The organism is Shewanella sp. MBTL60-112-B2 (assembly GCF_019655055.1).
Taxonomy (GTDB): Bacteria; Pseudomonadota; Gammaproteobacteria; order Enterobacterales; family Shewanellaceae; genus Shewanella.
Map to the genome: position 1 here is coordinate 74,405 of NZ_BPFA01000007.1, position 12,440 is coordinate 86,844.

The 12,440-nt window shown below is 45.8% G+C and carries 13 protein-coding genes; 3 read left to right on the plus strand and 10 right to left on the minus strand.

Annotated features, from left to right (window positions below; all coding sequences use genetic code 11):
- Window positions 1-34: 34 nt before the first annotated feature.
- The 7 genes from fdh3B to K5Q73_RS06220 all read right to left on the minus strand — a co-directional run bounded on the left by fdh3B (window position 35) and on the right by K5Q73_RS06220 (window position 7,507).
- Window positions 35-622, minus strand: a complete 588-nt coding sequence (fdh3B, locus tag K5Q73_RS06190) for a formate dehydrogenase FDH3 subunit beta (RefSeq protein ID WP_220762256.1) — start codon at window positions 620-622, stop codon at window positions 35-37.
- A gap of 26 nt (window positions 623-648) precedes the next feature.
- Window positions 649-3,498, minus strand: coding sequence for a formate dehydrogenase subunit alpha (locus tag K5Q73_RS06195; RefSeq protein ID WP_220762254.1), 2,850 nt, complete (start codon window positions 3,496-3,498; stop codon window positions 649-651).
- Between the two features lie 15 nt (window positions 3,499-3,513).
- Window positions 3,514-3,714: a twin-arginine translocation signal domain-containing protein gene (locus tag K5Q73_RS06200; protein WP_220762252.1), complete on the minus strand. Its 201-nt coding sequence runs from the start codon at window positions 3,712-3,714 to the stop codon at window positions 3,514-3,516.
- A 168-nt stretch (window positions 3,715-3,882) separates the two neighbouring features.
- Complete coding sequence (locus tag K5Q73_RS06205) at window positions 3,883-4,557, minus strand: molecular chaperone (protein WP_220762249.1); 675 nt, start codon at window positions 4,555-4,557, stop codon at window positions 3,883-3,885.
- 10 nt (window positions 4,558-4,567) lie between these two features.
- Window positions 4,568-6,247: a 4Fe-4S binding protein gene (locus K5Q73_RS06210; RefSeq protein WP_220762247.1), complete on the minus strand. Its 1,680-nt coding sequence runs from the start codon at window positions 6,245-6,247 to the stop codon at window positions 4,568-4,570.
- A gap of 148 nt (window positions 6,248-6,395) precedes the next feature.
- Window positions 6,396-7,043, minus strand: a complete 648-nt coding sequence (locus K5Q73_RS06215) for a DUF3306 domain-containing protein (protein ID WP_220762245.1) — start codon at window positions 7,041-7,043, stop codon at window positions 6,396-6,398.
- Window positions 7,040-7,507 (minus strand): DUF3305 domain-containing protein, encoded by a 468-nt coding sequence (locus K5Q73_RS06220; RefSeq protein WP_220762243.1) that lies wholly within the window; start codon window positions 7,505-7,507, stop codon window positions 7,040-7,042. The genes K5Q73_RS06215 and K5Q73_RS06220 overlap by 4 nt, the downstream gene beginning before the upstream one ends.
- Before the next feature lie 297 nt (window positions 7,508-7,804).
- On the opposite strand from K5Q73_RS06220, the gene K5Q73_RS06225 reads away from it, so the two are divergent.
- Window positions 7,805-8,635, plus strand: a complete 831-nt coding sequence (locus K5Q73_RS06225; RefSeq protein ID WP_259650773.1) for a formate dehydrogenase accessory sulfurtransferase FdhD — start codon at window positions 7,805-7,807, stop codon at window positions 8,633-8,635.
- A gap of 47 nt (window positions 8,636-8,682) precedes the next feature.
- Window positions 8,683-9,588, plus strand: coding sequence for a helix-turn-helix transcriptional regulator (locus tag K5Q73_RS06230; protein WP_220762239.1), 906 nt, complete (start codon window positions 8,683-8,685; stop codon window positions 9,586-9,588).
- A gap of 25 nt (window positions 9,589-9,613) precedes the next feature.
- Here the strand turns inward: K5Q73_RS06230 and K5Q73_RS06235 are convergent, their stop codons facing one another.
- The 3 genes from K5Q73_RS06235 to K5Q73_RS06245 form a co-directional block, all read right to left on the minus strand.
- Window positions 9,614-9,985 (minus strand): DUF4440 domain-containing protein, encoded by a 372-nt coding sequence (locus tag K5Q73_RS06235; protein ID WP_220762237.1) that lies wholly within the window; start codon window positions 9,983-9,985, stop codon window positions 9,614-9,616.
- A gap of 115 nt (window positions 9,986-10,100) precedes the next feature.
- On the minus strand, window positions 10,101-11,228 hold the full coding sequence (gene rlmF, locus K5Q73_RS06240) for a 23S rRNA (adenine(1618)-N(6))-methyltransferase RlmF (RefSeq protein WP_220762235.1): 1,128 nt from the start codon (window positions 11,226-11,228) through the stop codon (window positions 10,101-10,103).
- Between the two features lie 57 nt (window positions 11,229-11,285).
- The gene (locus K5Q73_RS06245; protein WP_220762233.1) at window positions 11,286-11,687 is read right to left on the minus strand and encodes a flagellar basal body-associated protein FliL; all 402 of its coding nucleotides are present in this window, start codon (window positions 11,685-11,687) and stop codon (window positions 11,286-11,288) included.
- A 159-nt stretch (window positions 11,688-11,846) separates the two neighbouring features.
- Here K5Q73_RS06245 and K5Q73_RS06250 point away from each other — a divergent pair, with 159 nt between their 5' ends.
- Entirely contained in the window at window positions 11,847-12,404 is a 558-nt protein-coding gene (locus K5Q73_RS06250) for a chorismate lyase (RefSeq protein WP_220762231.1), read from the plus strand.
- Window positions 12,405-12,440 lie beyond the last annotated feature (36 nt).

Below are 12,440 nucleotides of genomic sequence, written 5' to 3' on the forward strand. Positions count from 1 at the left end.
TACAGACCAAGGTCCGTAACCCTTTTCAGCCAGACTAGCCAGTTGTAGGGGTGTAACCCCAGATAGCCCCTGGAGCACCACGTGCAGCAGAACGTTCACGGAAGATATTAGAAACAACCTCCGCATCACCTGCTAACAGAGCTTTAGTCGCACAAAGCTCAGCACACATAGGTAGCTTACCTTCGGCAATACGGTTTGCACCGTAAAGCTTACGCTCCTCTTCCGAGAAGTCAGGTGCAGGGCCACCAGCACAGAAAGTACATTTATCCATCTTACCGCGGCTACCAAATGCATTTTTCTTAGGGAACTGAGGCGCTCCGAAAGGACATGCATAGAAGCAGTAACCACAACCGATACAGGTTTCTTTGTTGTGTAAGACAATGCCGTCTTCTGTACGATAGAAACAATCTGCAGGACAAACGGCCATACAAGGTGCATCTGTACAGTGCATACATGCTACTGAAATTGACGCTTCACCCGGCTCACCATCATTTAGTGTAACCACGCGACGACGCTGGATCCCCCAGCCAATGGCTGAGGCGTTTTCGTTTTTACATGCTGTGACGCAACCGTTACACTCGATGCAGCGCTTGGTGTCACATAAGAATTTCATGACTGCCATAATGGCTTATCTCCTCATCAAGTTAATTAGGCTTTGCTGACCTGACACAAGCTCACTTTCGTCTCTTGCATCTGAGTCACAACATCATAACCATAGGTCATTACAGTATTGGCAGCTTCACCAATAACGTAAGGAACCGTGCCTTCTGGGTAGTTCTTCTCTAGGCTCTTGCCTTCGAATACACCCGCAAAGTGATATGGCATGAAACATTCGCCTGGCACAACTCGTGGAATGACCATAGCCTTAACGGTGATTTTCGCACCTTCTGGACTATGTACGAACACATCATCACCATCACGAATACCGCGATCTGCTGCATCGGCAGGGTTGATCTCGATAAACATTTCTTGCTGAAGCTCAGCAAGCCATGGGTTAGAACGTGTTTCTTCACCACCACCTTCGTACTCAACCAAACGGCCAGTCGTAATAATTAATGGGAAACCTTTGCTGAAATCCTGTTCCTGAATCGTTTTATACAGGGTAGGAAGACGAGCAACCATACGGTCTTCGTAGGTTGGATACTTAGCAACCAAGTCACGACGTGGCGTATAAAGTGGCTCACGGTGCAAAGGAATATCATCTGGGAAGTTCCAAACAATACAACGCGCTTTTGCATTACCGTAAGGAATACAACCATGCTTAATGGCTACACGCTGAATACCACCTGAGATATCAGTCTTCCAGTTTTTACCTTCAGCATGTACTTTCTCTTCAGCAGTTAGGTCGTCCCACCAGCCAAGCTGCTTAAGCATCTTGTCCGTAAACTCAGGGTAACCATCTTTAATTTCACTGCCCTTAGAGTAAGAGCCTTCAGCCAAGATGTTAACGCCGTCATGCTCAACACCATAACGGGCGCGGAAGTTACCGCCACCATTCATCACTTCGCGACCGGTGCGATACAGGATCTGAGTACCTGGGTGCTTAAACTCTGGCGTACCCCAACATGGCCAAGGTAAACCGTAGGTTTCACCTTTAGCTGGGCCACCTGGTGCCTCAAGCGATTTAATATCGAAGGTGCCCCAGTTTTCTTGGTGCATCTTCAGACGTTCTGGGCTTTGACCTGTGTAACCAATGGTCCACATACCGCGGTTATATTCGCGTGTCATATCTTCAATCAACGGCTCATCACCATTGACCTTGATATGTTTGCAGAACTCTTTCTCGATACCCCATTTCTTGGCAAGCTTGTACATAACCTCATGGTCAGGCTTAGATTCGAAGAGTGGTTCGATAACCTTGGTACGCCACTGCAATGAACGGTTTGAAGCCGATACTGAACCGTAGGTTTCAAACTGAGTACATGCCGGTAGCAAGTACACACCGTCGGTACGCTCATGCATCACACCTGCCATAGTTGGGAATGGATCCACAACCACAACTGTCTTCATCTTGTTAAGTGCTTCACGCACTTCACGACCACGGGTTTCAGTGTTAACTGATTGGCCCCAGAAGAATGCCATGTGAATGTTATCTTTCTGAGCAATCTTTGACTTATCTTCGAGTACACCATCATGCCAACGTGAACACGGGATACCTGTAGAAGTCATTGGGTCTTGGCCTAGATGTGGCTGTTGATCAAAGCGGCTCTTAACCCACTCATAATCCAAGTCCCACACATTACACCAGTGCTTCCAAGAACCTGTCTTCAGACCGTAGTAACCCGGTAGCGTATCGAACAATAGACCAAAGTCTGTTGCACCCTGTACGTTATCGTGACCACGGAAAATGTTAGTACCGCCACCAGACACACCCATGTTACCTAGGGCAAGCTGCAGGATACAGTAAGCACGAGTGTTCGCATTACCTACGTGGTGCTGAGTACCACCCATACACCAAACAACAGTACCCGGCTTAGTTTCAGCCAGTAGCTTAGCTACACGGTACATTTGCTCTTCAGTCGCACCAACAATGTTAGCCACTTCAGCAGGCGGATACTTCTTCACCTCTTCGCGAATACGTTCCATACCGTAAACACGTTGATCGATAAAGGTTTGATCTTCCCAGCCGTTTTCGAAGATGTGCCATAACAGGCCATAAATGAAAGGAATATCCGTACCAGGACGAATATGCACGAACTCGTCAGACTTAGCTGCAGTTCGGGTGAAACGAGGGTCGACAACGATAATTTTCGCGCCGCGCTCTTTACCTTCCAAGATATGTTGCATCGCAACAGGGTGAGCTTCACAAGGATTAGAACCGATAAACATCATCGCTTTAGCGTTACGAATATCGTTAAACGAGTTAGTTTGCGCACCATAGCCCCAAGTGTTTGCAACACCGGCTACAGTGGTAGAGTGACAAATACGTGCAGAGTGGTCGACATTGTTGGTGCCCCACATTGCCGCAAATTTGCGGTACATATAAGCTTGTTCGTTTGAGAACTTGGCACTACCCATGAAGAATACTGAGTCTGGACCCGATTCTTTACGAATATCTAGTGCTTGTTGACCCACTTCTTCAATCGCTTGATCCCATGAAAGACGCTTCCACTTACCGCCTTCTAACTTCATTGGATACTTAAGACGCTTTTCACCGTGACCATGTTCACGCAGTGCAGCACCTTTCGCACAGTGTCCACCCGCGTTAAATGGGTGATCGAATGCAGGTTCCTGACCTGTCCATACGCCATTTTGAACTTCGGCATAAACGCCGCAGCCTACAGAGCAGTGAGAACAGATAGTACGTTTGGTTTCGGTGGGGGTGTCGTGGGGAATATCTTTTGCTTCTGCTTTGCGCATCATTCCTGCGCCTAGCATCGATGCCGCTGCAATACCGCCTGTCGCGAGGCTTGCGGACTTGAGGAATTGGCGACGGTTTAAACCTAAGACTGCCTTGTTGCTTGTGGCGGCCTGGTCTGTTTTGCGGGTTAATCGCATCACACTCTCCTTTAATTATTTACTGCGCAGTGTGTCGTAATAACTACGAACATGGTCAGACTCTTGATAGCCGGTGCCTTTTTTGGCAACCGGGGTTGCTTCAGGTTCAGCGGCAAGAGCTTGTCCACTTGCAGTTGCAACTGCGCCAGCCGCACTGCCGATTGCCAATGCTTTAAGCAGTTGACGACGGCCCATGTCGGAAGCTTGCTTCTTCATAGTGTCTCCTTAGATTTCCTAAAATTAAGATAAACAGTGAATCACTCAACCTGTTATCCGTTCTTGTTGGGGGCTTATAAATAAGACTCCCATTTTTTTGTCTATGTCAGCTCAGGCCTACCGATTAACAAACTCTGAACTGACATAAATTCAAACCTCTACCAGCGCTTAAGACGCTAACTCATTGGTAGATGGCTCAATCTTTTCTACACTTTCCGCTTCGCTACCTGGGCAGTTAACCGGAATGTTTAGACTTAACTGTTCAAACTCTTTTGCTTCAATCACGAAGAATGCTTTAGCAAGCTGTGCAACAGTTGCATAGAAAGCAGCGCTTGGTGCCTTAGCTAAGTTATCGCAGAAACGTTCAATCCAGCTGCCAATATGGCGCTGGTAGAAAGCAAGTTGACGATAACCTGGTGCTTCTAAAATCAAAGTACCCATCACTTCACAAAGTGCAGCGACGTGATCTTCAGGCTCTTTAACTTCTTCTTCGCGCTCAAAACCTAATTGCATTAGGTCATTACGTAATAGCGCCAATGGCTTGTCCATTAACGAGCCTGTCATAAACCAGCTACCATAAGGCAGGATTTCACCACTACCAACGCCGAGGAATACATTAAAGTACTCATCTTCAAGCTGTTCATCGCTAAATTGCTGCGCGGCTAATTTAAGTCCAACCCAAGCCTTAGTCATGTCGCTGTCGTCATCAGCATCAATTTCTAAGCCCGATAAGAACGCAAGCAACTCTGGGCTTGGTTGGCGACGTAATAACGCTGCTAGCAACTGATAAATATCGGCTCTTAGCTGATCGTTTTCTGAAACTTCTCTTACTAATTCGGTCATGGTTAAACTCTTATCGCAGTTGCTTTTCAGGATCTTGAAGAATGTCTTCAAACATGTCTTTAACTCGACAGTCACCACACATTTTTAAACGATCTGTGTTGGCACTGAAGGCGCTGTGGGTTCCAACCACATCTAACATCCGTTTCACCATGGATTGCGTTGCGAACGGTGTGCCGCAAGTAATACATTCAAACGGGGCTTCCTCATGCAGGGTTTGACGCTCCTGACGCGCAGCTTTGTCGAGATTAACCTGAGGCGTTAAGCTGATAACTTTCTCAGGACAGGCTGTTTCACATAAACCACACTGCACACAGTCTTGCTCAACAAAATGCAGTGCTGGTAAATCACCACCATCGGTCAATGCCCAAGTCGGACAGGTCGCCACACAAGACATACACAAGGTACAGTTCTCAGTGTTAACGCTAACTTGGCCGTATGGAATATTGCTTTGCGACAAACAAGTATCTACAGATGCCGCTTGCTCGTTAAGATGATCGATTGCGTTGTAAATGGTTTCACGCTTAGTGGTAGCAGCAAATTCAGCAGGCACAATCACCGGCCAGCTTGCGCTGGTAGTAAGTAGCTCAGATAACTCGCTAGCACCGGCTTCATTCAAATGCGCTTCTGTGATGAGGCTAATGCGCTGTGGCTGGCCCATTTCATCAAGAATATCGTTTGCAAGTGAAAGCTCACCGTTGAGCATTTGCGTGAGTGTTGGTGCGGTTACATCTGTTTGCAGGATTAATACCTGACGCGCACCCCATGCTAGAGCCGAGAACCAATGGTCCATGCTAGCAACGGTGATCTCTTCCATTTCAATTGGAATAATTTCACCAGCAAGTGTGTCAGTAACCAGCTGTGCGCCTTTGCCCATATCATGGAAAAGGATAACCGGTGCGACCTGCGCTTCAGCGCGGAACTTAGTCACTAGCTTTTGCAGGTAAGTATGCATCGCTTGTGGCGTTGGCAAGTCATAACTAATTGCGCCTGTTGGGCACGCATTAGTACAACTACCAGCACCATGACAAAGGTATGGGTCAATTTCGATCTTCTTAGCAACGCTAGAAATAGCATCAGCTGGACAGAAGTTTAAGCAGCGAGTACAGCCTTCATTACCATTACGGTTATGTGCACAAATATCGCTGTTAATTTTAACGTAACGTGGCTTATCAAATGAACCGATAAGATCTGGCAACTGTTCAAGTGCTTCTTCAAGCTTAGCTGCATCTTGGCCTACGTAGAAATAACCTGGAGGCAGCATTTCTAGGTTGATACAAGGGCTTATGCTGAGATCGAGGATAAGGTCAAAGTGAGCTTTACGGATCGCTACAGTACTTAACTCAGCACTGCCACTTTCATGCTCGACTTTAACTTGGAACTGACCTAAGAAACCTTTGATTTCAATTAACTTGTTGTAATAACTTTCTACGTTTTCAGCAGCGTTCATTACTTTTTCAAGATGATCTTCATCTTGGCTAGTAATCGGCTCATTGGCTAAAATCGCGCACTTACCCATGCTAGATAATTTGTCTGCCGCTAGGCGAGCCAAATCTTCTGGGCCAATCACCAAGACGTTGCCTTCGGTGGTGTAGCTAACGGTCGGTGGGATCAGGTTTTGAATCACCTGAGTGCCAGCAAGGACCTTTTGACGAACCTCTTTGAGTCCGACTTGCGTTTCACTATTGCTCACATTGCGTTCCTGAACAGTTCTTTGGCTGCTTCTGTATATGAGTGTCGCTGTTTTTCTATGTACCTATAATTGGCACCAGCTTTTATTACTCACTATTACAGCAATTCACATACCAAACTTGTGGAATTAAAAACACTCTATAGTGACGTTAAACAACTTTAGTAGTGTCAACGTCACTGCTTTCTGGTGCATTTTGGGACAAGCCCTCTTGTGGACCGTCCAAAATGTCCGATACCGGCTCAGTATCATTTATAGATTCATTTGGAACTGATTTTTCAGCCGCGATCATCTCATCTGATGCTGCTTCCAATTCATCTTGCTCTGCATTCACGTCATCTTCATCTTTAACCATGTGACGGAAGACTTTCTTAGCAATCTCCGCGGACACCTCAGGTGTTAGAAGTGGTTGATTGCTATAATCTAATGCATATTCAAGCAAGCCATCTATCTCACTATAATGAGGCTGCTTCCAAAGGGCTTTCAGTGCTGCAGATTTAGCGGCGGGATCGACATTGGCCCCCATAAAGCTCGCAAAACTGCCGCCAACTTCAATTTTCTCAGGGTCAGGAAGATCTTCTGCTGTTAATATCTTGTCTGCGGGCTCTTCAGCTATATTGTCATCGCTAACTGGCGCTGTAGCTTGCTCAGTTGTTTCTGCTTCCGCTTTTTGCTGGGCAGCAAGTGCCTGCTCTTCAGCTAACTTTTGAGCTGCGGCTTCTTCAGCAGCCACATTAGCTTCGCCTTCAGCCTCAACTTGTTGCTTACGCAGATTCCAGCGAGATAGAAAACCACTCATAGTCGTTCTGCCGTATGATCAGCGCTTGGGCCTTCATTCTTACGACGATTAACATGCTTACGACGATGGGCACAAATCTCTACTTCGCCATGGCGAGTAATAAAGGCTTCGATCCAACAAGCTATCGCCTTAGGCATTGGAATATTCAATACTGGAGTATCGGCTTCTAGGCAGCCTGCTGCGACATTTTGATCTGCAGAAATAGCTACTGGTTTCCATTCGCCGTCTTCGGTTTCGTCACAGACGATATAAAGCATGGCATTGTCCATATCGATATTGATGCGATAGCTGCCACGCTCATCTTTATGTAATTCAAGTAGGACTAGGTTGGCACCTTCAGGTGCGGCGTGGGTAGCAGGAAGCATCTGATCGACTTCCCACTGTACTGAGGTCCATCTTCCGACTTGTTTCTCAATTTTCTTAAGAGAAACGTACATTGGCCATTGGCTTTCGGTATGTTGCATTCAGTCTCCGTCTTGCCTGAGGTGGCTGCTGCTGTAGCAAACCAGTTAAATAAATACTCTCCTAAGTTAAAGCAATATATGTGCCACACAGTATCAATTAAATAGTTTGAACTAGATCAACTATTCCAAGCAAAGACTAGGACATTTTGTCCAAATAGCAATTGTAGATAGGACATAAAAGGGCGACTCAAACGCTATAAATGTGATCTACAACTAACTTTAACTCCCTATACAATTAGGTATAGATATTGCTTAGCAATAAGCATATTGATTCCCTTTTAACAGATGATGACCCATATGACTGCACAAAAAAGCAATCCAACGTTAATCAAAACCAGCACAGACGTCCCCCTTACGATTGCAGTCACCGCAATAAACGAGAATGGCGAAAAAGTGGATAAGTTCATTGCTTGCGAGCGACCTCTCACTGTCTACCTTAACTGGCAACCGATTGTGACCTTGATGACACTGGGTGCGCGGGCTGAAGCATTATCTTTGGGATACCTTAAAAACCAAGGATTTATATCTGACATCAACAAACTAGAGTCAGTCATTGTCGATTGGGATGTTAATTCAGCTGCTATCTTAACCTGCGAGAAGATCGAAAACTTAGACGAAAAATTGTCTGAAAAAACGGTTACAACTGGCTGCGGTCAAGGCACTGTTTACGGCGACTTTATGACAGGCCTAGATGATATAGACTTGCCAACGCCGAAACTAAAGCAAAGCATGATCTACAGCTTGCTAAAAAATATCAGTGCCTACAATGAAACCTATAAAAATGCCGGTGCTGTACATGGTTGTGGCCTATGCAAAGATGACCAAATAGTCGGTTTTGTTGAAGATGTCGGTCGCCATAACGCTGTGGATACCTTAGCGGGTGAAATGTGGCTTAACCAAGACAGCGGTAACGACAAGCTGTTTTATACCACTGGCCGCTTAACATCTGAGATGGTCATTAAAGTAGCCAAAATGGGCATTCCTGTGGTGTTATCTCGCAGTGGTGCAACCCAAATGGGCTTAGAACTGGCCCAAAAACTGGGGATTACCATGATAGCTAGAGCTAAAGGCCGTCATTTCCTAATTTATAACGGCGCTGAAAACATTGAATTTGATGCACTTTCTTAAACTATTCAACCAGAAAACAGTTATAAACTGCGTGACAAGGATTAATAATGACCGAGCCGACTGAGCTGATCTATATGAGTGCCAAACAGGTATCTGAGTACCTAGATCTCAATGAGAAGAAAGTCTACTCAATGGCTAATGATCGCATTCTCCCAGCAACAAAAATCACTGGCAAGTGGCTGTTTCCCAAGATTCTAATCGATAGATGGGTAATGGACTCCTGCCACAGTGGCATGCTGTCGGATCGCATGCACATCACAGGTAGCGATGACCCGTTATTGTCTATGCTTGTGGCGAGAATGATGTCACAGGTGGGTAAAAGTGAGCTTATCAGCTATAGCTCCACTGGCTCTCGACTCGGGCTAGACTTATTGTCTCGTGGCTATGCTGATGTCTGCACCCTACACTGGGGTAGCGTTGAAGAGCGTAGCGTACGTCACCCTGCATTATTGCAAGGTTACGCTAACCATCAGCAGTGGGTAATGGTGCATGGCTATACCCGTAAACAAGGCTTAATGATGCGCCCTGATATGCATCATCGCTGCCAAGAGTTGGACAAAGTGTCGCAACAGTCATGGCGCTGGGTCGCTCGTCAGGCTGGTGCAGGTAGCCAGCAACACCTTGAACAATGGCTAATGAAGCAAGGCGCCTCTTTCGAGGAGCTTAACTCAAATGTTGTTGCTCAGAGTGAACGTGAACTCGCTGGCTACATTGCCCGTAATAATGCCGATATCGGCTTTGGCTGTCAGTCTGTAGCACTGGAGAGCGGTCTTAGTTTTGTGCCGCTAGTTACCGAATCTTTTGATTTTGTAATGCCACAAGGCATCTATTTCAGACGTCAGCTACAAAGGCTATTTAATCTGCTCGCCGAGCCACAAACTCAGCAGCTCGCCGCGACCTTAGGCGGTTATGACTTAACAGATTGTGGCAAGCTACTGTGGAATGGTCAGTAACGGCTTGCCCTTAGTTTTTTAACCCCTAGAAAGGCTTACACTGAGTGCCCTGGTGAAACACTATTTGCCAACTCTCACGATGTTTTCGCCAGATAGAGCTACGTATTGAAAAGCCGATGACATTGTCATCGGCTTTTTTTAATTTTGCACGGTAGGTAACCTGACATACATCTGCCGATAACTCTCTCACTGCAAACAAACTCGTCTCTATTTTTGGCTGCCGCTCATCGGGCAATCTAGCCAGTACCTCATCCTTGCCAAACTGATGGCCTGTAGCCGTAAACTCAATGAAGTCATCAGCAATTAGACGCTCAAGCTCTGTACGAGAAGCCCGCACCTCAGGTCTTTGTAGATAGAGTTCTAGCTCAACAAGTAAGTTTTCTAGTTTGAAGTTCACAAAAGCATCCAAGGATCGAATAGCATGTTTTAAGTCTAGAATAAGTTTTTAAACTTTTGAAATCACATGAGTACTTATTTCATTTCAATTTTAACTATAAGCGTCTTTAACCCAATTATTGACCATCGCGATACTGCAGCCAAAGCTCTCGCTGTTCAGGCTTAAGGAAGGTCCAGGCTAGCACTCGAGTAATTTTATTGCCCTGATGCATCTCTATCTCTTTTACCTCTTCAGCATTTAGCTTGGCCAATAAAGCCTTTGCTGGCTTAAGGTTTTCCTTTTTAGACACCAAGGTAGTGAACCATAAGCACTGACTGGCAAAGTCATGACTCTCGTCGATCATAGTGCGTAGGAATTGTAACTCGCCCCCCTCACACCATAACTCGGCTTTCTGACCTCCAAAATTGAGTGTAGCAGCGGCTTTATCCGGATCAGGCTTAACTTTTGCCGACGGCGGAACTTGGGATGACTTGGCTCTGTTAGCAGCAAGATTTTTCAGTTTCCGCGCAGAGCCCTCACTAGCCTCGGCTAAAGAAGCATGAAATGGTGGATTGCAGAGGGTCAGATCGAAGCGCTCATTTGCCTGAATTACGCCATGAAATACATGCTTAGCGTCCGCTTGTAGCCTAGCGTTAAACTTATTTGCAATATCGGTATTATGAGCAAATACCTGCTGTGCATTCTTGATCGAGATAGGATCAACATCACTGCCAACAAAGTCCCAACCATAGGATTGAATACCCAGTAGCGGATAAATAACATTCGCTCCGGTGCCAATATCTAACACTCGAACTTTCGGTCCTTTAGGAATACGCTTCTTGGAGGTTTTCTTTACCGCAAGCAGATCCGCCACATAATGGATATAATCGGCTCGCCCAGGAATAGGCGGACACAGAAAGCCCTCAGGTATATCCCAATGACCAACGTCGTAGTGTAACTTTAGCAGCGCCGCATTAAGCATTTTAACCGCAATAGGATCGGCGAAATCTATCGACAAATTGCCATAGGGATTCGGCTTTAAAAAAGCCTTAAGTTTCGGAAATGCCTGCACTAACGCAGTAAAGTCATAGCCATTATTATGGATATTTCGTGGGTGTAGCGCCTTACTCGGCTGAGGTGCCGCTGTAGGTTTAACTTTAGCGTGAGTCTTAGGCTTGCTCTTAGCATTAGGCTGGGCCTTAGACACTTTTGGCTGATTCACTTTTACCGATTTAGCTTTACTCGTTTTATTACTTTTATTCATTTGTATACCGTTAGCACTTGCGAAAAATGCAAGTACCAGCGGTATTGGTATCTGCAACTAATCATATAGATATTTGGTGAAAAGTAAGTTCACCACCGAGGGCTCACCTGTTTCTTGCTCTAAAAGCTGGTTTACTTTCTCGTAGCACTGACGACGGATCTCTTCTTTTCCGGTCAATGACTTCACTTTGTCTTCGGTCTGGTTACCTAAAATCTCAACGATTGCCGCTCTTAACAACGGATCGTGTCGCTCCAAACTGACTAACTGCTCAGGTTTTTTAACCATCAGCTCGACACTGAGCCTGACATAGCCAAGTTTCTTCCTATTAGAGATATAGTTCGTCACAATCTCAGGTTCGAAACCATAATAAGCATACTCTTCCAGTGGCTTATTATCTGCAGCAAATACGCCAGAGCTGCTGCACAGCACTAAAAGTAATACCGCTATTAGTTTATTCATCTTCAAACTTACTCCCTAGTCGATAATCGATGAGATAGCTTCTCAATCCATGGGTTTACACTCTGAGAACGGCATTCTAAGTAGACTATATCTACCTGCTGCTGCACGAGCATGCTAGACTGCTTCGGTTTGCTGTATTGTACCGAGAATTAGACGACTATGACTAGGTTAAGCTTCCCTTATGGTGAATCAATCGAATGGTTTTCACCAGAACAAATCTCCAATTTACCTACGCCACCTTTTAAAGACTGGCTGCTCAGCACTTGCAGCTTAACGCAAAAGCTAAAGAAACAGTGCACCCACTTTGAAGTGAAAATTCTCGGCGAAGATACCTTATCTCCACAGCCAGAAGATTTGTTTGGCAGTAAAAAAATCTGGGTTAGAGAAGTGCTACTCATTCTAGATGGCACCCCATGGATCTTCGCCAGAACCCTAATCCCCGGGCGTTTACTGGAAAAGAAACAACAAGCATTTTTAGGCTTAGGGGTTAGGCCTTTAGGCGAATTACTCTATTCGACCGATGAGTTTACTCCAGGGCGAATTGAAGTCGCCCATTTTGAAGCCTGCTCTAAGATAGCTAAGCTGGCCGAGTCGCTACAACAGGACGTGACCCAGCCACTGTGGGGGCGTCGCCGCTATTTCCAGCATGATAACGAGCAATTGATAGTGAGCGAAGTATTTCTACCCGCAGCGCAGCAAGCCATTGCCAAGCTCTAGCGATATCTAGCCTACTAAACAAAAAACGCCCTTTAT

What these genes read in the sequence shown, in the direction of transcription:
- K5Q73_RS06250 (WP_220762231.1), top strand. Translation starts at nt 11,847, where the DNA reads ATGACTAGGTTAAGCTTCCCTTATGGTGAATCAATCGAATGGTTTTCA.
- rlmF (WP_220762235.1), bottom strand. Translation starts at nt 11,228, where the DNA reads ATGAATAAAAGTAATAAAACGAGTAAAGCTAAATCGGTAAAAGTGAAT.
- K5Q73_RS06205 (WP_220762249.1), bottom strand. Translation starts at nt 4,557, where the DNA reads ATGACCGAATTAGTAAGAGAAGTTTCAGAAAACGATCAGCTAAGAGCC.
- K5Q73_RS06245 (WP_220762233.1), bottom strand. Translation starts at nt 11,687, where the DNA reads ATGAATAAACTAATAGCGGTATTACTTTTAGTGCTGTGCAGCAGCTCT.
- K5Q73_RS06215 (WP_220762245.1), bottom strand. Translation starts at nt 7,043, where the DNA reads ATGAGTGGTTTTCTATCTCGCTGGAATCTGCGTAAGCAACAAGTTGAG.
- K5Q73_RS06230 (WP_220762239.1), top strand. Translation starts at nt 8,683, where the DNA reads ATGACCGAGCCGACTGAGCTGATCTATATGAGTGCCAAACAGGTATCT.
- K5Q73_RS06225 (WP_259650773.1), top strand. Translation starts at nt 7,805, where the DNA reads ATGACTGCACAAAAAAGCAATCCAACGTTAATCAAAACCAGCACAGAC.
- K5Q73_RS06220 (WP_220762243.1), bottom strand. Translation starts at nt 7,507, where the DNA reads ATGCAACATACCGAAAGCCAATGGCCAATGTACGTTTCTCTTAAGAAA.
- fdh3B (WP_220762256.1), bottom strand. Translation starts at nt 622, where the DNA reads ATGGCAGTCATGAAATTCTTATGTGACACCAAGCGCTGCATCGAGTGT.
- K5Q73_RS06200 (WP_220762252.1), bottom strand. Translation starts at nt 3,714, where the DNA reads ATGAAGAAGCAAGCTTCCGACATGGGCCGTCGTCAACTGCTTAAAGCA.
- K5Q73_RS06195 (WP_220762254.1), bottom strand. Translation starts at nt 3,498, where the DNA reads ATGCGATTAACCCGCAAAACAGACCAGGCCGCCACAAGCAACAAGGCA.